We start from the raw sequence: 22,967 nt of genomic DNA on the forward strand, positions 1-22,967 counted from the left end.
TACAAGGAGCCCTGCCCATGACGGCGACGACCGCCGCGAACGAACCGTCCGCCGCCCCCGGCGGCCACCCGCAGCGCTGGCTGATCCTCGGCGTCATCTGCCTGGCCCAGCTCACCGTGCTGCTCGACAACACCGTGCTCGGCGTCGCCATCCCCTCGCTGACATCGGAACTCCACGCCTCCACCGCCGACATCCAGTGGATGATCAACGCGTACTCGCTCGTCCAGTCCGGCCTGCTCCTGACCGCGGGGAACGCCGCCGACCGCTACGGCCGCAAGAAGCTCCTCGCCGCCGGGCTCGCGCTCTTCGGCCTCGGCTCGCTCGCCGCCGGACTCGCGGACTCCACCGCCCAGCTGATCGCCGCCCGCGCGGGCATGGGCGTCGGCGGCGCGCTGCTCATGACCACCACCCTCGCCGTCGTCATGCAGATCTTCGACGACTCCGAGCGGGTCAAGGCCATCGCGCTCTGGGCCACCGTCAGCTCGCTCGGCTTCGCCGCCGGACCGCTGATCGGCGGCGCCATCCTCAACCACTTCTGGTGGGGCATGATCTTCCTGATCAACATCCCGGTCGCGCTCGTCGGCCTGATCGCCGTGGTCAAGCTGGTCCCGGAGTCCAAGAACCCCCAGGGCGAGCGGCCCGACCTGGTCGGCGCGCTGCTCTCCACCGTCGGCATGACCGCCGCCGTGTACGCCATCATCACCGGCCCCGAGCACGGCTGGGCCTCCGCCGAGGTGCTGGTCCCGGCGGGGATCGGCGTCGCCGTCCTCGCCGCCTTCGCCCGGTGGGAGCTGCACGTCCCGCACCCGATGCTCGACATGCACTTCTTCCGGAACCAGAAGTTCGTCGGTGCCGTCGCGGGCGCGATCCTGGTCATGTTCGGCCTGGGCGGCTCGCTCTTCCTGCTCACCCAGCACCTGCAGTTCGTCCTCGGGTACGAGCCGCTGGAGGCCGGTCTGCGGATGGCGCCGCTCGCCCTGACCGTGGTCGCGCTCAACCTCACCGGCGTCGGCCCCCGGATCGTGGTCAAGCTCGGCACCGCGTCCGCCGTGGCCGTCGGCATGACCCTCGTCGCGGCCGGTCTCGCCTCGATCGCCCTGGTCGGCGGCGGGACGCACAGCGGTTACGGGGGGATGCTCCTGGGCCTGGTCCTGATGGGCGTCGGCCTCGCGGTCTCCAACCCGGCCATGGCCAACGCCATCATGAGCGCCATCCCGCCGGAGAAGGCCGGCGTGGGCGCGGGCGTCAACGGCACCCTCGCCGAGTTCGGCAACGGCCTGGGCGTCGCCGTCCTCGGCGCCGTGCTCAACGCGCGCTTCGCCGCCCTCGTCACCGTCACCGCGAGCTCGCTGCCCGCGGCCCTCGCGGCGGCCGGGAGCGACGCCGAACGGGCCCGGGTCTCCGACGCGTTCGCCTCCGGCCTCCAGACCAGTCAGCTCGTCGGCGCGATCGCCGTCCTCGCGGGCGGCCTGCTCGCCGCGGCCCTGCTCAAGAGGGCCGAGCGGGCCGAGCGGGCCGAGAAGGCCACGGTCCCGGATCCGGCGACGGCTGCCTAGCATGGGCACGAAGCGCTGACAGACGGAGGAACGCGATGGTCAAGGCAGCCGATCGGGCCGAGAACCCGGCGCGTTCCAGCGTCTGGCTGGAGACGCGGACCCCGCGCTCCGGGGGCGGTCCGGCCGGGCTCGACCGGGACCGGATCGTGGCCGCCGCGATCCGGATGCTCGACGAGGAGGGCCTGGCCGGGCTGTCGATGCGCAAGCTCGCGACCGGGCTCGGCGTCACGGCCATGTCGCTCTACTGGTACGTGGACACCAAGGACGACATCGTCGAGTTCGCGCTGGACGCCGTCTACCGGGAGGTCGACCTCGACGCGGTGGACGCGGCGGAGACCTGGCAGGACCGCATTCGCGTGCTCGCGCTCGTCTACCGCAGGATGCTGGTCCGGCACCCGTGGCTCTCGCCGTGCGTCGGCTCGTACCTCAACATCGGGCCGAACGCGCTCGCCGTCGGATACCGGATCCAGCGGACCGTCCGGGAGTCCGGGCTGCCCCTGCACGGGGTGCCGGGCGCGATGGCGGCGGTCTTCCAGTTCGTGTACGGGTACGGCACGATCGAGGGCCAGTTCGGCGCGCGCGCGGCGGCCGCGGGCATGTCGCAGGACGACTTCTACCGCGAGGGGCTCACGGCCTTCCGGGACGACCCGGAGTTCTCCCCGAAGATCGAGGACATGAAGGACATCCTCGACGAACGGGTCTCGCACGGCAGCGTCAGCGCCATCTGGGAGCGGGACTTCTCCTTCGCCCTGGACATCCTCGTCTCCGGCATCGAGGCGATGGTGACCCGCGAACGGGAACGCGAACGGAAACAGGAATGAGAACGGGAACGGAAACGGGAACGACGGAGCGGCGGGCCGTCCCCTGCCCGCCGCTCCGTACCGACCCGGCCGCGCCTCCGCTCGAAGCGCGCCCGGGAGCTTCTCGCCCGGCTTACCTGGCGTCCGCCGGGACCTTCTCGTCCACGACCGCCTTCTCCGCCGCCTTCACCGTGCCGCTCTTGAGGGCGACCTCCTTGATGAACAGCGTCACCACGAAGGCGAGCAGCGCGAAGGGCGCCGAGTAGAGGAAGACGTCCGCGACGCCGTGGCCGTACGCGTCCTCCATGACCGTGCGGATCGGGGCCGGCAGCTTGTCCATGTCGGGGATGCCGCCGCCCGTGCCGCCCTGGCCCATGGCGCCCGCGGCCTTCGGGCCGAGCTCAGTCAGGCCCTCCTTGACGTAGTCCGTGACCCGGTGGGCCATGACCGCGCCGAGCGCCGAGACGCCGATCGCACCGCCCAGGGAGCGGAAGAAGGTGACCACGGAGGAGGCCGCGCCGAGGTCGGCGGGGGCCACCTGGTTCTGGGTGCAGAGCACCAGGTTCTGCATCATCATGCCGAGGCCGAGGCCGAGGAGCGCCATGAAGAGCGCGATGTGCCAGTACTCCGTGTCGTAGCGGATCGTGCCGAGCAGGCCGAGGCCGCCGGCGGCCAGGGCGCCGCCGCTGACCAGCCACGCCTTCCAGCGGCCGGTCTTGGTGATGACCAGGCCGGAGACCGTCGAGGAGACGAAGAGGCCCGCGATCATCGGGATGGTGAGGACGCCGGACATCGTCGGCGACTCGTTGCGCGCCAGCTGGAAGTACTGGCTGAAGAAGACCGTGCCGGCGAACATCGCGACGCCCACGAAGAGCGAGGCGAGCGAGGCGAGGGTGATCGTGCGGTTGCGGAAGAGGCGGAGCGGGATGATCGGCTCGCTCGCCCTCGACTCGACCAGGACGAAGACCGCGCCGAGGGCGACGGAGCCGAGGACCATGACGGCCGTCTGCCAGGACATCCAGTCGTACTTGTCGCCCGCGAAGGTGACCCAGATGAGGAGCAGGGAGACGGCGGCGCTGATGAAGAGGGCGCCGGCCCAGTCGACCTTGACCTCGCGCTTCACGACGGGGAGCTTCAGGGTCTTCTGCAGGACGAGCAGCGCGATGATCGCGAAGGGCACGCCGACGTAGAAGCACCAGCGCCAGCCGAGCCAGTCGGTGTCGGTGATGACGCCGCCGAGCAGCGGGCCGCCGACGGTGGCGACGGCGAAGGTCGCGCCCAGGTAGCCGCTGTACCGGCCGCGCTCGCGCGGGGCGATCATGGCGGCCAGGATGATCTGGGAGAGGGCGGTCAGACCGCCGACGCCGATGCCCTGGACGACGCGGCAGGCGATGAGCATCCCGGTGCTCTGCGAGAGGCCGGCGACGATCGAGCCCGCGACGTAGATGACCAGGGCTATCTGGACGAGCAGCTTCTTGGAGAAGAGGTCCGCGAGCTTGCCCCAGAGCGGGGTGGTCGCGGTCATCGCCAGGAGGGCCGCGGTCACGACCCAGGTGTAGGCGGACTGGTTGCCGCCCAGGTCGGTGATGATCTGCGGCAGGGCGTTGGAGACGATCGTCGAGGACAGGATGGCGACGAACATGCCGAGCAGCAGCCCGGAGAGCGCCTCCATGATCTGCTTGTGCGTCATCGGGGCGCCGCCGGAGGCGAGGTCCCCCTCCTTGGCGCTCCCGCCGCGCACACCGGTCTCTGGTGTGGTGCTAGCCATGGACTTCCTTCGTTCTCAAGCGTGGTGGGCCCGGCAGTCCCCGAAGGAATCGCGGAGGCGGGCGAGCAGGGTGGTGAGCAGTTCGACGTCTTCGTCGGACCACTCCGCGAGGGTGCGGGCGAGCATGTCGGTCAGCCGTCGGTCGAGGACGGCGAGCATGGACTCGCCCGCCGGGGTCAGATGGAGGATCCGGGAGCGCCGGTCGGCGGGGTCGGGCAGGCGCTCGACCCATCCGCGGTCCACCGTGTGGGCCACGTGACGGCTGCTGACCGACACGTCGACGGCCATCAGCTCGGACACGCGGCCCATCCGCATGTCCCCGTGGTGGTTGAGGAGCGCGAGGACGATCGCGGATCCGCCGGGGCACTCGGCGGGCAGGGTCCGCGCGAGTCCGCGCTTCACCGCCCCGATGGCGCTCACCTGGCGGGCGAGGTTCTCGTACCGATTTCCTGTGTCCATCGCGTACTCCACCGCGTGCTCCACATATCTTGTTGCTTAGGGCAACCATAGAGATGGATGGTTGCTCCAGGCAAACTAAATCGGTCAAACGGCGCTAAAGAATCGGCAAAGCGGGACCCGGGGCGCCGGGCCGGGGGCCTCCTCGCGCCGGGCCGGGGGCCTCCTCGCGCCGGGCCGGGGGGCCGGGGCTTGGGACCCCCGGCCGACTTCGCTAGGGTCCTGGCCCATGGCACACAACCCCCAAGCACCGTACGGCCAGGGCCAGGGCCCCGAGGGCTCCTACGACCCCGCCGGAAGCACCCAGATGTTCCGCGCCTTCGTCGACGAGGGCGCCCCGCAGCGGCAGCAGCCGCAGGCCGTCGCCGCCTCCTCGGGCCCCCGGGTCGGCCTGATCGCGGGCGTGGTCGCGGCCGTCGTCGTCCTGGCGGCCGTCGCCTGGCTCGCGTTCTTCTGACCGCTCCGCACACCCAGGGTGGGCCGGCTCCGCACCGCGGGGACCGGCCCGCTTCTCTTTTTACGGGGGTACGGGCCCGGCTTTACGGGGGTACGGGCCCGGCGGGCTTTTATGGATAGCCGCGGGCTCTACGGGTTCACCCGGTCGCGGAATCCAGCGACGGGGCGAGCACCGCGAAGGCCTCCCCGATCAGCGCGTCCGGTTCCTCGGCGCCCCCGCCCTCGCTCCACCGGCGCAGGACGGCGTCGAAGGCGGTCAGCGCCATGCCCGCGGCGAGCCGGGGGTAGAGGTCGGTCCCGGGATCGCGCCCCAGGCGTACGGCCAGCTCCTCCGTCAGCTCCTCGCGCCACCGTGCCTGGTGCTCCAGGAAGCGGGCGAGCAGCGCGGGCGTCCGCAGGATCAGCCGGACCACCGGCAGCGCGCGCTCGGCGTGGTCCCCGCAGGTGGTCAGGGGTACGGAGACGGCGTGCCGCAGCGCCTCGGAGGGCCGCTCGGCGGCGGGCCGGGCGGCGAGTGCCGTGCGGATGTCGGCGCCCATTCCCGCCAGGAACTGGACGACCACGTCCTCCTTGGACGCGAAGTACCGGAAGAAGGTCCGCTTGGAGACCCCGGAGGCGGCCGCGATCTCGTCCACCGTGACCGCGTCGAAGCCCTTGAGCGCGAACAGCTGGAGGGACGCCTCGGTGAGCTCGGTCGCGACGAGCTGACGCTTGCGCTGGGCGAGGGTGAAGGGGCCGGCGGCGGGGCCGGTCTCAGTACTGCCGGGGCGGGTGCTCACTCCGGAATGGTAACGCGGTGCCTCGCATGACATCGAGGCGCATCCTTGACACTCAGTGACACGAGCGGCAACGTGTGTCGCATGACCAAGAAGCAGCGCTGGACCGCCGACCGCATTCCGGACCAGACCGGGCGGGTCGCCGTCGTCACCGGGGCCAACAGCGGCCTGGGCCTCGCCACCACCCGGGAGCTGGCCCGCCGGGGCGGGCGCGTGATCCTCGCCGTACGGGACGAGGGGAGGGGACACCGGGCCGCCGAGGGTCTGGTGGCCGAGGGGATCGCGCCGGACCTGCTCGACGTGCGCCCGCTCGACCTCGCCGACCTCGACTCGGTGCGGGACTTCGCCGGACGGGTGCGGGAGGAGCACTCCCGCCTGGACGTCCTCGTCAACAACGCGGGCGTGATGGCCCCGCCCCGCACGCTCAGCCCCCAGGGCCACGAGCTCCAGTTCGCCGTCAACCACCTCGGCCACTTCGCCCTCACGGGGCTGCTCCTGGACCTGCTGGCCGCCGGGCGGGATCCCCGGGTGGTCACCGTCAGCTCGGTCAACCACCGCCGGAAGGGCCTGGGCTTCGACGACCTGGACGGTGACCTGGACGGCGGGCGCGGCTACGCGCCCATGGCCTTCTACGACCGGTCGAAGTTCGCCAACGCCGTCTTCGGGCAGGAGCTGCACCGGCGCCTGACCGGGAGCGGCAGCCCGGTCCTGGGCGTCCTCGCCCACCCCGGCTACACCGCCACGGGCCTCCAGACCAAGGCGTCCGGCCCGGCCAAGGTGCTCTTCGGGTACCTCGGCAACCCGCTGCTCGCCCAGCGCCCGGAGCGCGGCGCGCTGCCCCAGCTCTACGCGGCGGCCGACCCGGAGGTGAAGGGCGGCGAGTTCATCGGCCCCGACGGCCCGGCCGAACTGCGCGGTGCCCCGACCCGGGTGCGGATCTCCGACGCGGCGGCCGACCCGGAGACGGGCCGCCGGCTGTGGGAGCTCTCGGAGCGCCTGACCGGGGTGCGCTTCCCGGTCGCCGCCGGATAGCGCGACAGGACGGCGAACGGCCCCCTCGTCGGCGTACCGCCGTCCGAAGGGGCCGGTTGAAGGGACCGTCAGGCGGCGCGGTCAGTCGGAGATGAGTCCGTCCCGCAGCTGGGCCAGGGTGCGGGTGAGCAGGCGCGAGACGTGCATCTGGGAGATGCCGACCTCCTCGCCGATCTGCGACTGCGTCATGTTCGCGAAGAAGCGCAGCATGATGATCTGCCGCTCGCGGGGCGGGAGTTTGGCGAGCAGCGGCTTGAGCGACTCGCGGTACTCGACGCCCTCCAGGGCGGTGTCCTCGTAGCCGAGGCGGTCCGCGAGGGAGCCCTCGCCGCCGTCGTCCTCGGGGGAGGGCGAGTCGAGCGAGGAGGCGGTGTACGCGTTGCCGACGGCGAGGCCGTCGACCACGTCCTCCTCCGACACCCCGAGCACGGCGGCGAGTTCGGGGACGGTGGGGGAGCGGTCGAGCTTCTGGGCGAGCTCGTCGCTGGCCTTGGTGAGGGCGAGGCGCAGTTCCTGGAGCCGGCGCGGGACCCGCACCGACCACGAGGTGTCGCGGAAGAAGCGCTTGATCTCGCCGACGACCGTCGGCATCGCGAACGTCGGGAACTCCACGCCCCGTTCGCAGTCGAAGCGGTCGATCGCCTTGATCAGGCCGATGGTGCCGACCTGGACGATGTCCTCCATGGGCTCGTTGCGGGAGCGGAAGCGGGCGGCCGCGTACCGGACGAGGGGGAGGTTGAGCTCGATGAGGGTGTCGCGGACGTAGGTCCGCTCCGGGCTGTCGGCGGCGGCGCCCTCCGCGTCCAGGGCGCGCAGCCGCAGGAAGAGGGAGCGGGAGAGGGTGCGGGTGTCGAGGGCGCCGGTCGTCACGACCATCGGCGGCGGGGCGGGCTCCGCGCTCTCGGGCGCCGTCGGCGCCGTCGTCTGCGTGGGCACGGGAACGACGGGAACGGGCGTGAGCGTGAGCACCTTGGAGCTGTCCAGTTCTGTGGACATGCCACCCCCTTGAGGTCGCGGACGGTCGCGGTGCCGCGACCATCTGAGGAACGCAGCCACCACCTGAATACCGGCGGCGGGGCTGCGGCAAACGCGGTTCCAGCAGAATGTCACATGTCGGCAACACGCTGTAGTGACTTGTCGACACAATGCCCGCGCATATCCGCAGGAAACAAGGGGTGTTAGGCATCTGGTGCGGTGCGGAACTACTCCGAACCGGTCTACCCGTTCCGGTTACGCTTCGATCCTGTTTGCGGATCTCAATCGTGCGAAGCTGCGTGCGAGGAGCCTTGACACGTGCATCTGGGAGACGCCGAGTTCCTGGCTGATCTGAGACTGGGTCAAGTTGCTGTAGTACCGCAGCATCAGGATCCGCTGCTCCCTTTCGGGCAGTTGTACGAGGAGGTGCCGGACCAGGTCCCGGTGCTCGACCCCGGCGAGGGCGGGGTCCTCGTAACCGAGCCGGTCGAGCAGTCCCGGCAGCCCGTCGCCCTCCTGCGCGGCCTCCAGGGAGGTGGCGTGGTACGAGCGTCCGGCCTCGATGCAGGCGAGCACCTCGTCCTCCCCGATCCGCAGCCGCTCGGCGATCTCGGCGGTGGTGGGGGAGCGCCCGTGAGCGGTCGTCAGGTCCTCGGTGGCGCCGTTGACCTGGACCCACAGCTCGTGCAGCCGACGGGGCACGTGCACGGTCCGCACGTTGTCCCGGAAGTAGCGTTTGATCTCGCCGACGACCGTCGGCATCGCGAACGTCGGGAACTGCACGCCCCGGTCGGGGTCGAAGCGGTCGATGGCGTTGATCAGGCCGATGGTGCCGACCTGGACGACGTCCTCCATGGGCTCGTTGCGGGAGCGGAAGCGGGCCGCCGCGTAGCGGACCAGCGGCAGGTTGGCTTCGATGAGGGCCCCGCGCACCCGGTCGTGCTCGGGGGTGCCCGGCTCCAGGCCCTTGAGCTGCCCGAAGAGGACCTGGGTGAGGGCGCGGGTGTCGGCGCCGCGCGTGCTCTGGGGACGCGGACGCGGGGTCTCCGGGCCGCCTGCCTCGTGCTGGGGCGGGACTTGAGGTGCTGCACTGGCCGGCACGTTCACGCCACCCCTTCGGCTGGTCCTGCTGGTCGACTGGTGTCAACTACGGTCAACTCATCCGTCAAAAGCGGTCATAGCATCACAAGACATGTCCACTGTGTGCAAGCACCCCATAACCACGTGTTGAGGGCGCGGAGGGTGGGAAAAGGGGGCCGGAAAGCCGCGAGGCCCCCCGCCTTCCCGGCGGGGGGCCTCGGTCGTGACCGGAGGTCAGAAGGCGTAATCGGCGATCACCCAGGTGGCGAACTCCCGCCACTGGGCGACACCCGCCTGGTGGGCCGGGTGCTCCAGATAGCGCTGGAGGGCGTCGGTGTCCTCGACGGCCGAATTGATGGCGAAGTCGTACGCGATCGGCCGGTCGGTGATGTTCCAGTCGCACTCCCAGAACCGCAGCTCCGGAATCTGCTCGCCGAGGGCCCGGAAGGCCTCGACGCCCTCGACGACGCGCGGCTCGTCACGGGCGACGCCGTCGTTGAGCTTGAACAGGACCAGATGGCGGATCACGGAGGGCTCCTAATTGATGAGTTCGGTCATGAACTCGCCGACACCCTGGGCGGCGCTGGAAATGCCCTCGAACCCTACCTGGACCAGATCCGCCGCCCTCGCCGGGGACGTGACGATCGTGTACAGCACAAAGACCACGACCGCGTACAGCGCGACCTTCTTCGCCTGCGCCATTTCCAGCCCTCCCCTGTTCCCCCGCCGTACGACCGCGCCACTCTAACCGAGCCCTTACGGACCAAGGGCCCGGAGAACGAGGACTTTTGCCGTCCGCCGGAAGGGTGCCGGGCGCGCAGTATGGATGTCGAGCCCCGGAGGATCTGGCAGGAATCCGAGGGGCTCCGGAACCGGCCCGCACTGCGGGGTCCGCGCCGCGAGGCTTCCCCCGACGGCGGCACGGACCTGGAGGACCGGTTCTCACCGGGGGGAGCGGCTTGTCCCCCCGATGCCGCTCCCCCCGACCAACGCCTTTCCCGTACGGAACGCCCCAGGGGTTCCGTACGGGTGCCGTACAACGCCGAAGGGCCCGACGCTGATGCGTCGGGCCCTTCGATCGAAGCGGTAGCGGAGGGATTTGAACCCTCGGTGAGTTTCCCCACACTCGCTTTCGAGGCGAGCTCCTTCGGCCGCTCGGACACGCTACCGAGAGAGAGCTTAGCCGAAACTGCCGCTGCGATGAAATCCGTATCCCGCCGCAGGTCGGAGAGGGGTCGGGGCGGGACCGCAGGGCACGTCGGCGGACGCGTCAGCGGGTGCGGAAGAAGGCCGTCAGCTGCCGGGCGCACTCCTCGCCGAGCACGCCGTGGATGACCTCGGGGCGGTGGTTGAGCCGCCGGTCCCGCACGAGGTCCCAGAGGGAGCCCGCCGCGCCCGCCTTCTCGTCCGGGGCCCCGAACACCACCCGCTCCACCCGCGACTGGACCAGGGCGCCCGCGCACATCACGCACGGCTCCAGGGTCACGACCAGCGTGCAGCCCGTCAGGCGCCACTCGCCGGTCACCGCGGCCGCCCGGCGCAGGGCGAGCACCTCGGCGTGCGCGGTGGGGTCGCCGGCCGCCTCCCGCTCGTTGTGCGCCCGCGCCAGGACCTTCCCGTCCGGGCCGAGGACGACCGCGCCGACCGGTACGTCACCGGCCGGCCCGGCCGCGTCCGCCTCGTCGAGGGCGAGCCGCATGGCGTCCCGCCAGGGATCCCGCAGGGGGTCCGGTACGGGATCCGGCAGGGGATCCCGTACGGGTCCGGTCGCCGGTTCCGTCGCGGGCCCGGTCGCGGGGTCCCGTACGGAGTCGATCGCGGGCCCGGTCGCGGAGTCCCCTACGGGATCGGTCGCAGGGTCGGGAAGAGGTGCCGCGGGGACCACTAGCGGACGGCCTCCAGGACCTCGCCCGCGCCCAGCGCGTCCGCGATCTCCGCGAGCGCGTCGGTCTCCAGGGCGAGCAGCTCGGCCGGCGGCAGACCGAGGTCCGCCAGGATCAGCCGGTCGCCCACCGGGGCGGCCGGGACGGCCTCGGCGGCCACGGAGCCCGCCTCGTCGTCCTCGTCCCCGTCGGCGCCGAGCGGCTCCCCGTCCTCGGTGCCGTCCAGGTCCAGCGACTCCAGCTCGTCGTCCAGGTCGTCCAGATCGTCACCGAGGATCTCCCGGGTGAGGATCTCCCCGTACGAGGAACGGGCGGCGGCCGCCCCGTCCGAGACGTAGATCCGGGGGTCCTCCTCCCCTTCGATCCGTACGATCCCGAACCACGCGTCCTCCTGCTCGACGAAGACGATCACCGTGTCGTCGTCCGAGGCGTCGCGGGCCAGATCGACCAGATCCGACAGGGTCTCCACGTCGTCGAGCTCCGTGTCGCTCGCTTCCCACCCGTCTTCGGTGCGCGCGAGCAGTGCGGCGAAGTACACCTGACTCTCTCCCACTGATCAGAGGTGTGACGTTCCGAGGGCGCGGTCCTGAGCCCCGCCCCTCGGCATCGTGACAGAAACGGCGCCCGCAGGAGAGGTCTTCGGCTCTTGCGTCGTGCATCAGTCTGAACGTCCCCGCTATCGGGCGGGCGCGCGACCCCGGCGCACTCGGGGGGCGCGCGGTCGGCCATGGCCGGTCTCCGCTGGTCCGGACCCGTTTCCGCCGGTCACACGGGTCCGGCGGGACACACGCACCCCACTGGCCTCACCGGCGCGGCCCCCGAGCCCCCACCGGCAGAGGACCCGTGTCCCACCGGCGGACGACCCGTGTCCCGTCGGCCGAGGCCCCGTGCCTCACCACCGGAAGGTCCGCATCCGCATCGCCTGCCGCATCCGGGCCGCCCGGGCCCGCCGGGGCTGCACGCGCTCGCGCAGCGCCTTCGCCTCGTGCAGCTCGCGGAGGAACTGGGCGCGGCGCCTGCGGCGCTCCGCGTCGGTCTCCGTCGCCGGCCGCCGGGCCGCCCTCTCGGCGCGCCCCTCGACCGGTCCTTCCAGGTCGGACATCTGCCACACCACCCCATCGCCGGGTCCGTGTGCCCCCACCTTCCCCCAGTGGCGCGGATCGACGCCAGTGCGGGGCGGGCTACTGTTGAGTCATGCGTCTCCACGTCGTCGACCACCCCCTGGTCGCCCACAAGCTCACCACCCTGCGCGACAAGCGCACGGACTCCGCGACCTTCCGCCGTCTCGCCGACGAGCTGGTCACCCTGCTCGCCTACGAGGCCACCCGGGACGTGCGGACCGAGCAGGTCGACATCGAGACCCCGGTCACGAAGACGACCGGCGTGAAGCTGTCGTACCCGCGTCCGCTGGTGGTCCCGATCCTGCGCGCCGGCCTCGGAATGCTCGACGGCATGGTCCGGCTGCTCCCGACCGCCGAGGTCGGCTTCCTGGGCATGATCCGCAACGAGGAGACGCTGGAGGCGTCGACCTACGCCACGCGGATGCCGGAGGACCTCTCGGGCCGCCAGGTGTACGTCCTGGACCCGATGCTGGCGACCGGCGGCACGCTGGTCGCGGCGATCCAGGAGCTGATCAAGCGCGGCGCGGACGACGTGACCGCGGTCGTGCTCCTCGCCGCCCCGGAGGGCGTCGAGGTCATGGAGCGCGAGCTCGCGGGCACCCCCGTCACCGTCGTGACGGCCTCGGTCGACGAGCGGCTCAACGAGAACGGCTACATCGTCCCGGGCCTGGGCGACGCGGGCGACCGCATGTACGGCTCGGCCGAGTAGGCCGTCAGCACTTCCCGGTCGGAGCGGGCGCGGGCTTGGTCAGGGCGACCAGGGCCGCGTCCGCCGTCGTTTTCGGGGACAGGTTCTTGAAGGCGGTCCCGATGATCAGGTCCACGTCCGCCGTGGCCCGGGTGTCCGTCTTGGTCGTGGCGCCCGCGAGCTGGGTGCCGAGGACCGGGAAGGCGCCCTTGGTGGCGGCGGGCGCGCCGAGGAACAGTCCGGCGCCCGGGACCTTCTTGTCGTAGGCGGCGGGCGCGTTCCCGACCTTGCCGACCTTGAAGCCGCGCTTCTTGAGCTCGTCGGCCGTCGTCTTGGCGAGCCCGCTGCGCGGGGTCGCGTTGTAGACGTTGACCGTGATCTGCGCGGGCTTGGGCAGGGCGGCAGCGGCTGCGGCGGTCGGGGTGGGGGCGGGCTTGCAGTCGGCCTGCTTCCCGGCCGCCGCCTTCGTGCCCGTGTCGCCGGAGAACACGTCGACGAGCTGTAGCGTGCCCCAGCCGGCCGCGCCGAGCACGACCACGGCGGCGGTGGCCGCGAGGACGATCCTGCGCCTGCGGTGGGGGCGGCGCATACGCGGGTAGACATCCCCCGTGATGCGGTACTTTCCACCCATGCCGGGGGGAGTGAGCATGCTCATGAACGCAGCGTAATGCCGCCCGTCGGCGATGCCTACTTGATGATCATGTGATCGCGTCCGGATGGGGTGGAACTGACCCCGAAAGGGTCAGCGGCCGTGCCCTCCGGGCCGGTCGTCAGTCCAGTTCGAGGACGCGGGCGTGCAGCACCTGCCGCTGCTGGAGCGCCGCGCGGACGGCCCGGTGGAGTCCGTCCTCGAGGTAGAGGTCGCCCTGCCACTTCACGACGTGCGCGAAGAGGTCGCCGTAGAAGGTGGAGTCCTCCGCGAGCAGGGTCTCCAGGTCCAGCTGGCCCTTGGTGGTGACCAGCTGGTCGAGGCGGACCGGGCGCGGGGCGACGTCCGCCCACTGCCGGGTGCTTTCCCGGCCGTGGTCGGGATACGGCTTTCCGTTTCCGATGCGCTTGAAGATCACACGGAAAGCCTACCGGGCGAGCGGCCACCGGCGCAGCCACGCGCACCCGACGGGATGCCGGGACGAACCCGGACGAACCGGGACCGGGGCGCCGTCCGGCGTCCGGGCGGGCCGCCGGGGGCCGGGCGCACGGGGCCCGGAGCGGCCCGGGACGGCCCCGTACGACCCCGCACCCGGTCCGGAGCCCCGCTCCGGGACGGACACCTTCACCCGTACGCGCCGATCCGCCCCACCGACCGCCGACCGCCGACCGCCGCGCGACGCCCGCACCGCCGGTCCGCCGGAAACGGAGCGAGGGCTCCCCGCCGGAAGCGGGGAGCCCTCGCCTGCTGTCCGTCCGTGGGGATTACTCGGTGACCTCGTGGTGGTCGTCGTGCAGGCCGCCGCCGCTGCCCGCGTCGCCGGTGGTCGGGACGGAGACGACCGGCTTGCGGAGCGAGGAGATGTCGTGGGCGTAGGTGCCCACGGCGTTGGCGATGACGTCGATGTTGACGTCGAACGCCTTCAAGTTGATGTTGCTGAGGTTGTCGCCCTTGGCGTGGTAGTTCACGTCGTACGCGACGCCCGCCTGGCCGCCGAACTTGGCCGCCTGGGCGGCGGTCTTGATGCCCTCGGCGCCGGTGAAGGTGCCGCCGGAGGGGATGCCGACCTCGATGAACGGGCCGTAGTCGGAGCGGCCGGTGAAGTCGGTGCCCTCGTGCGGGTGGCCGTTCTTGTCGAGGAACTCGTTGATGTCGCGCTCCAGCTGCGCCGAGCCCTCGGGGCCCGCGCCGGCGCCGACGCCGTCCGAGTCGTCGCCGTCGTAGACGAACAGGCCGTAGTTCGGCGAGGCGATCATGTCGAAGTTCAGGTAGAGCTTGATCTCCTTCTTGTCGAGCGCCGTGAGGTTCTGCACGTAGTGCTCGGAGCCGAGGAGGCCGTTCTCCTCCGCCGACCACCAGGCGAAGCGGACCTTGTTGCGGACCTTGTCCTTCGACTCGGCCAGCTTCAGGGCGGCCTGGAGGAGGCCGGCCGAGCCGGAGCCGTTGTCGTTGATGCCGGGGCCGGCGGTGACGGAGTCGAGGTGGGAGCCGAGCACCACGGTGTTGGCGGCGTTGCCGGCCTTGGTCTCCGCGATGACGTTGTTGGTGGAACGTATCTGCTGGAGCTGGCGGATCTCCAGGGAGAGGGTGACCGGGCCCTTGGCGAGGTCGGCGGCGAGCGCCGTGCCCTCGGCCAGGGTGATGCCGCCGGTGGGGATCTTGCCGGAGGCCGCGTCCCCGAGGGTGCCGGAGAGGACGCCCTCGGCGTTGTTGTAGATGACGGCGGCGACGGCACCGGCCGCGGCGGCGTTCTGCTGCTTCACCGCGAAGGCGCAGCCGCCGCGCTTGATGAGCGCGATCTTGCCGGTGAAGGCGCCGGCGGCGAAGTCGCCCGGCTCGCAGCCGCTGGTGGCGTCGGCGTCGACGGGCGCGGCCACCAGCTCGGCCTTCACACCGCCGACCGGGGTGGACTTGGTGTACGTCATGGCCTTGATGTCGAACGCGCGGGGCGCGGGGGTGACGACGGAGGCCTTCTCGGCGAGCGTCTCCGTGTACTCGAAGTCGAACTTCTGGTACCAGACGTTGTATCCGGCCTTCTTGAGCTGCGTGTACACGTACGCGGCCGAGGCGTCGTGCCCGAGCGAACCGGCCGCGCGGTGGCCGCCGGCCGAGTCGGCTATCGCCTGGAACTTCTGCAGGTGCTTGTAGGCGTCCTTGGCAGTGGTGTCGCGGACCAGCTTCTTCGCCAGCTTGGCGGCATCACGGGCGGGTGCGGCCGTGGGGTCCTGTCCCGCGGTGGCGGGGGATGAGAGGACCAGCGGGGCGGCGAGAGCGGCGGCGGCGAGGATGGCCGCGGCCCGGCGCTGGGATGCGTTCACAGAAGTCCTTCCCGGTACGGACGAGGTTGAGGGGAAGTTAGCGATCTCGGGGGCGTTCTGTGAACAGATTCGCCACAATTCCTGCCGGGTCGAACAGGATTGAAATCTGGAATTCTCAATTCCCTTACCGATGGGCAGGTTTCGCGGCTTTTGCGGAGTCAGGTCCGCGCGAAGCGGTCGAGGGCCTCGAGGACCAGCCGGCCGGTCTCCTCGCCGCCCAGGTGCCCGGCGCGTTCGACCACGTGCAGCTCGGCATCCGGCCGGGCGCGGGCCGGCTCCCAGGCGGTGGCGAGCGGCCCGCCCAGGTCGAGCCGGCCGTGGACCAGGACGCCGGGGATGCCCGCGAGCCGGTGCGCGTCGCGGATCAGGGCGCCCTCCTCCAGCCAGGCGCCGTGCGCGAAGTAGTGCGAGCAGATCCGGACGAAGCCGAGCCGGGCGTCGTCGACGCGGTCGGTGTACGGGGTGCCCATGCCCTCCGCCGAGAGGACGGCGTCCTCCCAGGCGCACCAGTCGGCCGCGGCCTTCTCCCGTACGGTCCGTTCGGGGTGGTCCAGCAGGGCGGCGTACGCCTTGACCAGCCCTTCCGCCCCGGTCTCCGGGCCGGCCCCGGCGCCCTCCCGGAAGCGCTCGTGGGCCTCGGGGAAGAAGCGTCCGGCGCCCTCGTACAGCCAGGCGGTCTCGGAGCGGCGGGTGGTGGTGACGGCGGCGATCACGATCTCCGTGACGCGCTCGGGGTGGGCCTCCGCGTACGCCAGGATCAGCGTGGAGCCCCAGGAGCCGCCGTGGAGAAGCCACTTGTCGATTCCGAGGTGCTCGCGCAGCCGCGCTGGTCGAAGAGGACGACCCGGTACGCCTCCGGGTCGAAGAGGCGCCGGGAGCGCGGGGAGGAGCCGGAGCCCGGCCCGCCGTGGACGACGAGCGCGGGCTTGCCCTCCGGGTTGCCGGAGACCTCCCAGTGGACGCGGTTGCCGTCGCCCACGTCGAGCAGGCCCTGGTCGTACGGTGCGGTCTCCGGGTGCATCCGGCCGACCCTACCGACCCCTCACCCGCACCGACGGGTCCTCGCACCACTCCAGGACCGAGGGCCAGTCCCCGTACCCGCTGTCGGGGTTGAGGTGCGCGCCGCCCGGCACGTGGTCGAGGTCGAGGCCGAGCGGGCGGCCGTAGTGGAGGTCGGCGCCCTCGGGGCAGTACGGGTCGCCGTCCCCGTACACGAGCCGTGCCTGCGGGCCGGTCTCCGTGAGGTCGAGGCCGTCGGCGAAGGCGGCGATCTCGGGGATCGAGGCGGTCACCGGCGGCGAGGGCGGGGCGACGAGCAGCACCCGGTCGGCGTCCGGCCCGCGGGCCCCGGCCCGCAGCCACAGCAGGACGGACAGGCTGTGCGCGAGGACCACGAACTCGCCCCGGGCGGGCCGCCGGCCGTGCTCCTCCAGGGCATCGAGCCACTCTGCGAGCACGGGCGCGTCCGGCGAGGGCAGCTGCGGGTAGCGGACCTCGTGCCCGCGCTCCCGCAGCCGCCCGGCGAGCCAGTGCTGCCAGTGGCCGGGCGGCCGGTGGTTCTGGAAGCCGTGCAGGATCAGGAAGGTCTTGGGCCCGGGGCCCGCCCCCGCTTCGGTCTCGGTCTCGATCTCGGTCGTCATGGCGGGATCGTGCGGCCCCGGGGGTCCGCCGGTCCAGCCGGGTTCCAGGGTGTGGACGGGGCGGGCCGTCGGCCGTCCTGTCGCGGGCGGGCCGTCAGGAGCCCTGCCGCAGGGTGAGGAGTTCCCGTACGCCCGCCTTGAGGCGCTCGCCCGAGAGCTCCTGCTCGACGGCCAGGTGGTGCATGACGTCGGGGGAGAAGGGCGCGAGCAGCAGGTGTGCGAGGAGCGCGCCGTCCGACCCCGGCCTGAGCTGCCCGATCAGCAGGGCGACGTGGGTGTGCATCACCCGGTACGCGCCGCTGTGGTAGCGGGCGCGGGGCGCGGCGGAGTGCGCGGCGAGCAGGATCTCGCGCTGCTCGGCGACCCGGTCGACGAGGGCGTCGAGGAAGGCGTCGAGCCGCTCGGCGGTCGGGGCGCCGGGCCCGAGCGGCGGCGGGCCGCTCATGTACGCCTCCTGGAACTGGCGCTCGCGGTCGTCGAGGAGCGCCCACAGGAGCTGGGAGACGTCGCCGAAGCGGCGGTAGACGGTGCCGACGCCGATGCCGCTGGCGTGGGCGACCTGGTTCATGGTGACGGCGTCGGGGCCCTGCTCGGCGACGATCCGGGCGGCGGCGTCGAGGATCCTGCGCCGGTTGCGGGCCGCGTCGGCGCGCTCGGGGGCGGGGGCGTCGAGGGTGGGGAGCAGGCCGAACGCGGGCGCCGCCGCCCGCTCCCCGGCCCGCGGGTTCTCGGTGCTCATCTCTGCGGCTCCTGCCCTCGGTCCCTGTCCCCCGGATCGAGCATACCTGCCCCCTCTTGCGAAGCGGATAGTGATCCGTTTAACTTCGACGCAAGGAACCGGATAGGAATCCATTTCTATGGGTCGATCCGGTCCCGATCGAGCAGACGTCGAGAAGACACCGAGGAGAGTCCGTCATGTCCGTCAAGGTCGCCGTCATCCACTACTCCGCCACCGGCACCGTCCACCGCCTCGCCCAAGCCCTCGCCGAGGGCGCGGAGAAGGCGGGCGCCGAGGTGCGCCTGCGCCGGGTGCCCGAGCTCGCCCCGGACGCCGCGATCGACGCGAACCCGGCCTGGCGCGCCCACGTGGACGCCACCCGCGACGTGGAGGTCGCCACCCTGGACGACCTGGAGTGGGCGGACGCGTACGCCCTCGGCACCCCGACCCGCTTCGGGAACGTGGCCGCGCAGCTCAAGCAGTACGTCGACACGACGGGCGGCCTGTGGCAGCGGGGCGTCATGGCGGACAAGCCCGCGACCGCCTTCACCAGCGCCCACAACGTCCACGGCGGCAACGAGTCGACGCTGCTCGCGCTCTACAACACCTTCCACCACTGGGGCTCGGTGATCGTCTCGCCCGGCTTCACGGACCCGTCCGTGTACGCGGCGGGCGGCAACCCCTACGGGACGGCCCACCCCGGCGCCCACGGGGCCCCCGACGAGAACGTCCTCGCCGCCGCCCGCTACCAGGGCGAACGCCTCACGAGGATCGCGAAGCGCCTGAAGGGCCTCGCGGACGCCTGAGACCCCTCAGGGATCAGGCCAGGGACAGGAAGAGCTTCTCCAGCCGGGCCCGCATGGCGTCGCGGTCCTCGCCGTCCTTGCGACCGCCCTCGATGTCGGTCAGGCACTGCTGGAGACCGGTCGCGATGATCGCGAAGCCGGCCCGGTCGAGGGCGCGCGAGGCGGCGGCGAGCTGGGTCACGACCTCCTCGCAGTCCCGGCCCTCCTCGATCATCCGGATCACCCCGGAGATCTGCCCCTGCGCCCGGCGCAGCCGGTTCAGCACGGCCTTGAGCTCCGCGCCCGCGAGATCGAGTTCCACGACGTCTCCTCCACAGATACCCCGGGGGGTGGTTCGCTCCCCGGCACGGGGCTCCGTCCTCGTCCAAGGATGACACCTGGAGCAACACGCCGACGGCCGCCGCCCACGGGCCCGGCCGCCCTCAGCCGGTCCGGGGGCCACCGCCCTCAGCCGGTCCCGGAGCCGGTGGTCAGTCCTGGCCCGGCCCGGTCTCGTCCACCGGTCGGATGACCACCGGGTGGACCGGGGAACCGGCCGGGACCGGGCAGCGGGCCACCCGGGCGGCGATCTCGGTCACGCGCTCCAGGGAGGCGCACTCCAGGAGCCAGTAGCCGGCGACGACCTCCTCGGTCGCCGTGTACGGATCGTCGGTGACGACCGGGTTCCCGGCGTCGTCCACCGTCACGAAGCGGGTCGTGGACGGGGCGGCGAGGCCCTGGGCGTCGAGGAGTTCGCCGTTCGCGGCGAGTTCCTCGTTGACCGCGTTCATGTGGGCGAACATCGCCCGGATCCCCGCCTCGTCCCAGGCGGGGCTGCCGGCGGAGCCGCGGCCCGTCATCGCCTCGTAGTCGGCCTGCGACCCCTGGACCGTCACCAGGTACTTCACGACGCCCTCCTCGTTCGGCACGCGTTGTCCCCCGCAGCACAGCCGGAGCCGGGCCGCCGGTCCCGACACCGCGCGGGAACGGAGCCGAAAAACGGGAGAAATCACCCGGCCGCTTCATGATGCAGACGTGAACGCATTCACCTTCTCCGCCGCCTTCATCACCTTCTTCTCCGTCGTCGGCCCGCCGAAGGTGCTCCTCTCCTTCGCCGGCCTCGCCCAGATCCACCCCGCCCGCCAGCTGAGGACCATCGCCCTCATCTCCTCGGCCGCGGCCGTCCTCGTCGGCGTCCTCACCGGCATCACGGCCCCCTGGTTGCTCGACCTCTTCCACATCAGCACCCCCGCCCTCCAGCTCGCGGGCGGCCTCATCTTCTTCCTCTACGCCGTCGGCCTCGTCCTCGGGATGCACCTCGGCTCCGACGGCCCCCACCAGGACGCCCCGGACCTGGTCAGCGGGGTGCGCGAGCTGCTGATGCCGTACGTGGTGAGTCCGCTCGCCCTGACGGCGGTGCTCATCGAGGCGGCCGCCCGCTCCGGCTTCAGCTGGCGCTCGACGGTCGTCGGGGCGTACGTGGCGGTCATCGCCCTCGACCTGGTCTGCGTCCTGCTCCTCACCCGGGTCCTGCTCCACACCCACCACGCCACGATCGAGCTCCTCGGCCGCCTCCTGGGCCTCCTGCTCGCCGCCGTCGGCGTCGACCTGGTCCTCGACGGCCTCTCCGACCTGGGCGTACCGGGCCTGGACGCCCGGCACTAGGGCCCGTCCTACGAATCACGGCCGGCCGGGCCCGCCTAGGGGTCGAGGAGTTGGTCGGCGACGGAGGTGCGGGCGTAGAGGACGGAGCGTCCGCTGCGGTGGGCGGTGACGAGCCCGGCGTTCCGCAGGGCGATGAGGTGCTGGGAGACCCCGGCGGCGGAGAGCCCGGAGTGCGTGGCGAGCTGGGTGGTGGAGGCCGGGGTGTCGAGCGCGGCGAGGAGCAGGGTCCGGGACCGGCCGAGGACGGCGGCGACCGCGTCCGTGGCGGCGGTGGTACGGGACTCCCACACGGTCCCGAAGCCGCGCGCCGGATAGGCGAGTTGGGGCGGGTCGGGGTGGACGGAGCGGGTGAGGATCCGGGGCCAGGCGAAGACGGAGGGCACGAGCAGCAGCCCGGAGCCGACCTGGTCGCGGGCGAGCGCGCAGTGCCGCCGTACGAGGCGCAGGGTGCCGTCGTCCCACCGTACGGTCTCGTGGAGTTCGCTCAGGACCCGGGCCGAACCGTGCTCGGCGACCTGCCGGGCCCGGTGGAAGACGTCGGCCTCCAGGACCTTCTGGATGCGGGCCCAGTAGGGGGCGAGGGCGAGTTCCCAGTAGGTCTCGATCTCGTCGGCGACCTTCGGCAGGACGGCCTCGGGATCGTCGTGCAGGGACTGGAGGATCCCTCCGCCCCCGCCCTCCACGGCCAGCTTCCGCAGGTCCTCGCGGACCTGCCCGGCGGGGGTGCGGCGGACGGCGTCGAGCTCGGCGCCGAGGGCGGGGAACGGCCCGGCGGGGGTGGGGTTGAGGAAGTCCGCGAGGAATCCCTGGGCGGGGACGAGCGCGGCGAGCCGTCCGCGGTCGAGCCCGGCGCGGACGATCCGGGGCCGGACCTGCGCGGCCCAGCGCTGGTGCGGCGCGGAGTCGGACCGCTGGGCGAGGACCCGGAAGCTGGTCACGACCTCCCACAGGGGGGAGACGGCGAAGCGGGTCTGGGCGAGGTCGGCGGCGGAGAAACTGAGCTCGGCTTCCATGCGTACCGCACCCCCGGAACGTTGAGGCGGCGACCGGACGGCCACCGATGGATTCGGTCCCACCTTAATCAATGGAGCGCGCACGGGCGGAGGGAGCAACCTCCCTCCATGCCCTCCTCCTTCCGGGACCTCCCGCCCGTCGTCTGGACCCTCTTCGCCGGCACGATCGTCAACCGGCTCGGCTACCTCGTCACCCCGTTCCTGGTCTTCTTCCTCGCCTCGCGGGGAGTGACCGGCCCCGACACCTCGTACGTCCTCGGCGCCCTGGGCGCGGGCCACCTCCTCGGCCCCGCGGTCGGCGGCGTCCTCGCCGACCGCGTCGGCCGCCGGCCCACCATGCTCATCGGCCTGACCGGCACGGCGGCGGCGCAGGGGGCGCTCTTCCTCGCGCCCGGCGTCTGGACGATGGCGGCGGCCGCGCTGCTGATCAGCGCGGCGGGCAGCACCGTCTCGCCGGCCGCGTACGCGCTCCTCGCGGACGCGGTCGACGGCGGACGGCGCCGGCGCGCGTACGCCCTCTTCGGCTGGGGAGTGAACATCGGGACGGCGGTCGGGGGAGTCCTGGGCGGCTACCTGGCGGTCCACGGCTACTGGCTCCTCTTCGTGGTGGACGCGGGCGCGATGCTCCTGTACGCCCTGGTGGTGACGGTCCGCGTGAAGGAGCCGGAGCGCCCGGCGGGGGGCGAACGGGCGGAGAAGGGAATCGGCTACGGCGTGGTCCTGAAGGACCGCCTGGCCCTCCTCACCCTCCCCCTCCTCGGCATCCAGCTCTTCGTGTACTCGCTGACCGAGGTGGCCCTGCCGCTCGCGATCCACGACAGCGGACTCTCCCCGGCGGTGTACGGGGCGATGGCGGCGGTGAACGCGGTCCTGGTGGTGGCGCTCCAGCCGTACGCGACCGCCCGGCTGGCGCGGCTGCCGCGGCTGGCGGTGCAGAGCGCGGGCGGCGCGCTGATCGCGGTGGGCGTGGCGCTCACCGGGCTCGCGGACGGGGTCGTCGGCTACACGGTGTCGGTCGTGGTCTGGTCGCTCGGCGAGGTGGTGGTGGCCGGCATCGCGGCGAGCGTCGTCGCCGACCTGGCACCGGCCCACGCCCGCGGCCGCTACCAGGGCGCCTTCGGCTGGACCTGGGGCGTGGCCCGCTTCGCGGCCCTGACCCTGGGCGTCGCCGCCTATACGACCCTGGGCCCGGCGGTGCTGTGGTGGACGGCCCTGGCGGCGGGCACGGCCGCCGCGGCGGCGACCCTGGCCCTGAGGACGAGGATCGAACGCCGCACGGCCCACACGCTGGCGGCCTGAACCCCCGTCTACTTCCCTCCACCCGCCCGGACATGGGCCACGAGCGCGTTCGCGTGCCCGTGGCCGAGCCCGTGCTCGGCCTTCAGCCAGGAGACCAGCTCCATGTGCTTGTCGAGCGGCGAGGAACGCACGATCTCCAGCCACTCACCGATCGGCCGCCCGTACTTCTTCTCGATGGAGGGGAAGTAACTGGCGGGACCCTTGACGACGTTCTCGGCCACGGCGATCTCCTGGGGTGAGGCGGACGGTCATTACTAGGACCCCCACCCCACCCCAAACTCATCGCTCC

Annotated in this window: 27 protein-coding genes, 1 tRNA gene and 1 pseudogene; 8 read left to right on the forward strand and 21 right to left on the reverse strand. The window is 72.2% G+C overall.

Features of this window, described 5'->3' with window-relative positions:
* Positions 1 to 17 precede the first annotated feature (17 nt).
* Positions 18 to 1,556 (forward strand): MFS transporter, encoded by a 1,539-nt coding sequence (locus tag ACIQVI_RS31875; RefSeq protein WP_403602303.1) that lies wholly within the window; start codon positions 18 to 20, stop codon positions 1,554 to 1,556.
* A gap of 35 nt (positions 1,557 to 1,591) precedes the next feature.
* Positions 1,592 to 2,377: a TetR/AcrR family transcriptional regulator C-terminal domain-containing protein gene (locus ACIQVI_RS31880; RefSeq protein ID WP_351971261.1), complete on the forward strand. Its 786-nt coding sequence runs from the start codon at positions 1,592 to 1,594 to the stop codon at positions 2,375 to 2,377.
* A gap of 112 nt (positions 2,378 to 2,489) precedes the next feature.
* Here ACIQVI_RS31880 and ACIQVI_RS31885 read toward each other — a convergent pair whose 3' ends face one another.
* Positions 2,490 to 4,124 (reverse strand): MDR family MFS transporter, encoded by a 1,635-nt coding sequence (locus tag ACIQVI_RS31885; RefSeq protein ID WP_351971260.1) that lies wholly within the window; start codon positions 4,122 to 4,124, stop codon positions 2,490 to 2,492.
* 15 nt (positions 4,125 to 4,139) lie between these two features.
* The gene (locus ACIQVI_RS31890) at positions 4,140 to 4,583 is read right to left on the reverse strand and encodes a MarR family transcriptional regulator (RefSeq protein WP_351971259.1); all 444 of its coding nucleotides are present in this window, start codon (positions 4,581 to 4,583) and stop codon (positions 4,140 to 4,142) included.
* Between the two features lie 226 nt (positions 4,584 to 4,809).
* Here ACIQVI_RS31890 and ACIQVI_RS31895 point away from each other — a divergent pair, with 226 nt between their 5' ends.
* Complete coding sequence (locus ACIQVI_RS31895; RefSeq protein ID WP_351971258.1) at positions 4,810 to 5,037, forward strand: hypothetical protein; 228 nt, start codon at positions 4,810 to 4,812, stop codon at positions 5,035 to 5,037.
* 136 nt (positions 5,038 to 5,173) lie between these two features.
* Here ACIQVI_RS31895 and ACIQVI_RS31900 read toward each other — a convergent pair whose 3' ends face one another.
* The gene (locus ACIQVI_RS31900) at positions 5,174 to 5,848 is read right to left on the reverse strand and encodes a TetR family transcriptional regulator (RefSeq protein ID WP_403602308.1); all 675 of its coding nucleotides are present in this window, start codon (positions 5,846 to 5,848) and stop codon (positions 5,174 to 5,176) included.
* Positions 5,849 to 5,896: 48 nt separating this feature from the next.
* On the opposite strand from ACIQVI_RS31900, the gene ACIQVI_RS31905 reads away from it, so the two are divergent.
* Positions 5,897 to 6,844, forward strand: coding sequence for an oxidoreductase (locus ACIQVI_RS31905; protein ID WP_403602311.1), 948 nt, complete (start codon positions 5,897 to 5,899; stop codon positions 6,842 to 6,844).
* An 81-nt stretch (positions 6,845 to 6,925) separates the two neighbouring features.
* Here ACIQVI_RS31905 and ACIQVI_RS31910 read toward each other — a convergent pair whose 3' ends face one another.
* From ACIQVI_RS31910 to ACIQVI_RS31945, 8 genes are all read right to left on the reverse strand, one after another.
* Positions 6,926 to 7,840 (reverse strand): RNA polymerase sigma factor SigF, encoded by a 915-nt coding sequence (locus tag ACIQVI_RS31910; protein WP_351971255.1) that lies wholly within the window; start codon positions 7,838 to 7,840, stop codon positions 6,926 to 6,928.
* A 234-nt stretch (positions 7,841 to 8,074) separates the two neighbouring features.
* A complete protein-coding gene (locus tag ACIQVI_RS31915) occupies positions 8,075 to 8,920 on the reverse strand; it encodes an RNA polymerase sigma factor SigF (RefSeq protein WP_351971254.1) in 846 nt (281 codons plus the stop codon).
* Between the two features lie 213 nt (positions 8,921 to 9,133).
* Positions 9,134 to 9,427: a Dabb family protein gene (locus ACIQVI_RS31920; RefSeq protein ID WP_351971253.1), complete on the reverse strand. Its 294-nt coding sequence runs from the start codon at positions 9,425 to 9,427 to the stop codon at positions 9,134 to 9,136.
* Positions 9,428 to 9,436: 9 nt separating this feature from the next.
* Positions 9,437 to 9,601, reverse strand: a complete 165-nt coding sequence (locus ACIQVI_RS31925) for a hypothetical protein (RefSeq protein ID WP_163013800.1) — start codon at positions 9,599 to 9,601, stop codon at positions 9,437 to 9,439.
* 382 nt (positions 9,602 to 9,983) lie between these two features.
* Positions 9,984 to 10,068 (reverse strand) — tRNA-Ser (locus tag ACIQVI_RS31930).
* Between the two features lie 101 nt (positions 10,069 to 10,169).
* Positions 10,170 to 10,598 carry a tRNA adenosine(34) deaminase TadA gene (tadA, locus tag ACIQVI_RS31935; protein ID WP_351974134.1) on the reverse strand — a complete coding sequence of 143 codons (429 nt, stop codon included), beginning with the start codon at positions 10,596 to 10,598 and terminating at the stop codon, positions 10,170 to 10,172.
* Between the two features lie 185 nt (positions 10,599 to 10,783).
* Entirely contained in the window at positions 10,784 to 11,320 is a 537-nt protein-coding gene (locus ACIQVI_RS31940) for a hypothetical protein (RefSeq protein ID WP_351974133.1), read from the reverse strand.
* Positions 11,321 to 11,674: 354 nt separating this feature from the next.
* Positions 11,675 to 11,884: a hypothetical protein gene (locus ACIQVI_RS31945; protein ID WP_163013801.1), complete on the reverse strand. Its 210-nt coding sequence runs from the start codon at positions 11,882 to 11,884 to the stop codon at positions 11,675 to 11,677.
* A gap of 92 nt (positions 11,885 to 11,976) precedes the next feature.
* Between ACIQVI_RS31945 and upp the strand changes: the two genes are divergently transcribed.
* Positions 11,977 to 12,612, forward strand: a complete 636-nt coding sequence (gene upp, locus ACIQVI_RS31950) for a uracil phosphoribosyltransferase (RefSeq protein WP_053639912.1) — start codon at positions 11,977 to 11,979, stop codon at positions 12,610 to 12,612.
* 4 nt (positions 12,613 to 12,616) lie between these two features.
* Here upp and ACIQVI_RS31955 read toward each other — a convergent pair whose 3' ends face one another.
* The 6 genes and pseudogenes from ACIQVI_RS31955 to ACIQVI_RS31980 form a co-directional block, all read right to left on the reverse strand.
* Positions 12,617 to 13,246 carry a LytR C-terminal domain-containing protein gene (locus tag ACIQVI_RS31955; RefSeq protein ID WP_403602320.1) on the reverse strand — a complete coding sequence of 210 codons (630 nt, stop codon included), beginning with the start codon at positions 13,244 to 13,246 and terminating at the stop codon, positions 12,617 to 12,619.
* Positions 13,247 to 13,361: 115 nt separating this feature from the next.
* Entirely contained in the window at positions 13,362 to 13,658 is a 297-nt protein-coding gene (locus tag ACIQVI_RS31960; protein ID WP_030209440.1) for a type II toxin-antitoxin system VapB family antitoxin, read from the reverse strand.
* A 346-nt stretch (positions 13,659 to 14,004) separates the two neighbouring features.
* Complete coding sequence (locus ACIQVI_RS31965; protein WP_403602323.1) at positions 14,005 to 15,558, reverse strand: M28 family metallopeptidase; 1,554 nt, start codon at positions 15,556 to 15,558, stop codon at positions 14,005 to 14,007.
* A gap of 158 nt (positions 15,559 to 15,716) precedes the next feature.
* A pseudogene (locus ACIQVI_RS31970) lies at positions 15,717 to 16,579 on the reverse strand (alpha/beta fold hydrolase).
* Between the two features lie 10 nt (positions 16,580 to 16,589).
* Positions 16,590 to 17,198 carry an RBBP9/YdeN family alpha/beta hydrolase gene (locus tag ACIQVI_RS31975; protein WP_403602326.1) on the reverse strand — a complete coding sequence of 203 codons (609 nt, stop codon included), beginning with the start codon at positions 17,196 to 17,198 and terminating at the stop codon, positions 16,590 to 16,592.
* Positions 17,199 to 17,292: 94 nt separating this feature from the next.
* Positions 17,293 to 17,937 (reverse strand): helix-turn-helix domain-containing protein, encoded by a 645-nt coding sequence (locus ACIQVI_RS31980; RefSeq protein WP_351972666.1) that lies wholly within the window; start codon positions 17,935 to 17,937, stop codon positions 17,293 to 17,295.
* A gap of 176 nt (positions 17,938 to 18,113) precedes the next feature.
* On the opposite strand from ACIQVI_RS31980, the gene wrbA reads away from it, so the two are divergent.
* A complete protein-coding gene (wrbA, locus tag ACIQVI_RS31985) occupies positions 18,114 to 18,722 on the forward strand; it encodes an NAD(P)H:quinone oxidoreductase (protein WP_403602329.1) in 609 nt (202 codons plus the stop codon).
* A gap of 13 nt (positions 18,723 to 18,735) precedes the next feature.
* Here the strand turns inward: wrbA and ACIQVI_RS31990 are convergent, their stop codons facing one another.
* Positions 18,736 to 19,023, reverse strand: a complete 288-nt coding sequence (locus ACIQVI_RS31990; protein WP_121829708.1) for a metal-sensitive transcriptional regulator — start codon at positions 19,021 to 19,023, stop codon at positions 18,736 to 18,738.
* A 169-nt stretch (positions 19,024 to 19,192) separates the two neighbouring features.
* On the reverse strand, positions 19,193 to 19,609 hold the full coding sequence (locus ACIQVI_RS31995) for a YciI family protein (RefSeq protein WP_403602453.1): 417 nt from the start codon (positions 19,607 to 19,609) through the stop codon (positions 19,193 to 19,195).
* A gap of 127 nt (positions 19,610 to 19,736) precedes the next feature.
* Between ACIQVI_RS31995 and ACIQVI_RS32000 the strand changes: the two genes are divergently transcribed.
* Complete coding sequence (locus tag ACIQVI_RS32000) at positions 19,737 to 20,366, forward strand: MarC family protein (protein WP_351972664.1); 630 nt, start codon at positions 19,737 to 19,739, stop codon at positions 20,364 to 20,366.
* Positions 20,367 to 20,401: 35 nt separating this feature from the next.
* On the opposite strand, the gene ACIQVI_RS32005 is transcribed toward ACIQVI_RS32000, so the two are convergent.
* A complete protein-coding gene (locus ACIQVI_RS32005; protein ID WP_403602334.1) occupies positions 20,402 to 21,379 on the reverse strand; it encodes a DUF5937 family protein in 978 nt (325 codons plus the stop codon).
* Positions 21,380 to 21,487: 108 nt separating this feature from the next.
* On the opposite strand from ACIQVI_RS32005, the gene ACIQVI_RS32010 reads away from it, so the two are divergent.
* Positions 21,488 to 22,678 (forward strand): MFS transporter, encoded by a 1,191-nt coding sequence (locus ACIQVI_RS32010; RefSeq protein WP_403602337.1) that lies wholly within the window; start codon positions 21,488 to 21,490, stop codon positions 22,676 to 22,678.
* Positions 22,679 to 22,686: 8 nt separating this feature from the next.
* Here ACIQVI_RS32010 and ACIQVI_RS32015 read toward each other — a convergent pair whose 3' ends face one another.
* Positions 22,687 to 22,899, reverse strand: coding sequence for a DUF4287 domain-containing protein (locus ACIQVI_RS32015; protein WP_403602340.1), 213 nt, complete (start codon positions 22,897 to 22,899; stop codon positions 22,687 to 22,689).
* Positions 22,900 to 22,967 lie beyond the last annotated feature (68 nt).

Origin of the sequence: Streptomyces sp. NPDC098101 (genome assembly GCF_044760185.1) — a bacterium.
In the GTDB taxonomy this organism is placed as follows: domain Bacteria; phylum Actinomycetota; class Actinomycetes; order Streptomycetales; family Streptomycetaceae; genus Streptomyces.

Excerpts from the sequence above, each read along its gene's own strand:
- upp (WP_053639912.1), top strand. The coding sequence starts at position 11,977 with ATGCGTCTCCACGTCGTCGACCACCCCCTGGTCGCCCACAAGCTCACC.
- ACIQVI_RS31945 (WP_163013801.1), bottom strand. The coding sequence starts at position 11,884 with ATGTCCGACCTGGAAGGACCGGTCGAGGGGCGCGCCGAGAGGGCGGCC.
- ACIQVI_RS31975 (WP_403602326.1), bottom strand. The coding sequence starts at position 17,198 with ATGACGACCGAGATCGAGACCGAGACCGAAGCGGGGGCGGGCCCCGGG.
- tadA (WP_351974134.1), bottom strand. The coding sequence starts at position 10,598 with ATGCGGCTCGCCCTCGACGAGGCGGACGCGGCCGGGCCGGCCGGTGAC.
- ACIQVI_RS31925 (WP_163013800.1), bottom strand. The coding sequence starts at position 9,601 with ATGGCGCAGGCGAAGAAGGTCGCGCTGTACGCGGTCGTGGTCTTTGTG.
- ACIQVI_RS31880 (WP_351971261.1), top strand. The coding sequence starts at position 1,592 with ATGGTCAAGGCAGCCGATCGGGCCGAGAACCCGGCGCGTTCCAGCGTC.
- ACIQVI_RS31910 (WP_351971255.1), bottom strand. The coding sequence starts at position 7,840 with ATGTCCACAGAACTGGACAGCTCCAAGGTGCTCACGCTCACGCCCGTT.
- ACIQVI_RS31955 (WP_403602320.1), bottom strand. The coding sequence starts at position 13,246 with ATGAGCATGCTCACTCCCCCCGGCATGGGTGGAAAGTACCGCATCACG.
- ACIQVI_RS31895 (WP_351971258.1), top strand. The coding sequence starts at position 4,810 with ATGGCACACAACCCCCAAGCACCGTACGGCCAGGGCCAGGGCCCCGAG.
- ACIQVI_RS32005 (WP_403602334.1), bottom strand. The coding sequence starts at position 21,379 with ATGGAAGCCGAGCTCAGTTTCTCCGCCGCCGACCTCGCCCAGACCCGC.
- ACIQVI_RS31900 (WP_403602308.1), bottom strand. The coding sequence starts at position 5,848 with ATGTCATGCGAGGCACCGCGTTACCATTCCGGAGTGAGCACCCGCCCC.
- ACIQVI_RS31905 (WP_403602311.1), top strand. The coding sequence starts at position 5,897 with ATGACCAAGAAGCAGCGCTGGACCGCCGACCGCATTCCGGACCAGACC.
- wrbA (WP_403602329.1), top strand. The coding sequence starts at position 18,114 with ATGTCCGTCAAGGTCGCCGTCATCCACTACTCCGCCACCGGCACCGTC.
- ACIQVI_RS31980 (WP_351972666.1), bottom strand. The coding sequence starts at position 17,937 with ATGAGCACCGAGAACCCGCGGGCCGGGGAGCGGGCGGCGGCGCCCGCG.
- ACIQVI_RS31875 (WP_403602303.1), top strand. The coding sequence starts at position 18 with ATGACGGCGACGACCGCCGCGAACGAACCGTCCGCCGCCCCCGGCGGC.
- ACIQVI_RS31890 (WP_351971259.1), bottom strand. The coding sequence starts at position 4,583 with ATGGACACAGGAAATCGGTACGAGAACCTCGCCCGCCAGGTGAGCGCC.
- ACIQVI_RS31885 (WP_351971260.1), bottom strand. The coding sequence starts at position 4,124 with ATGGCTAGCACCACACCAGAGACCGGTGTGCGCGGCGGGAGCGCCAAG.
- ACIQVI_RS32010 (WP_403602337.1), top strand. The coding sequence starts at position 21,488 with ATGCCCTCCTCCTTCCGGGACCTCCCGCCCGTCGTCTGGACCCTCTTC.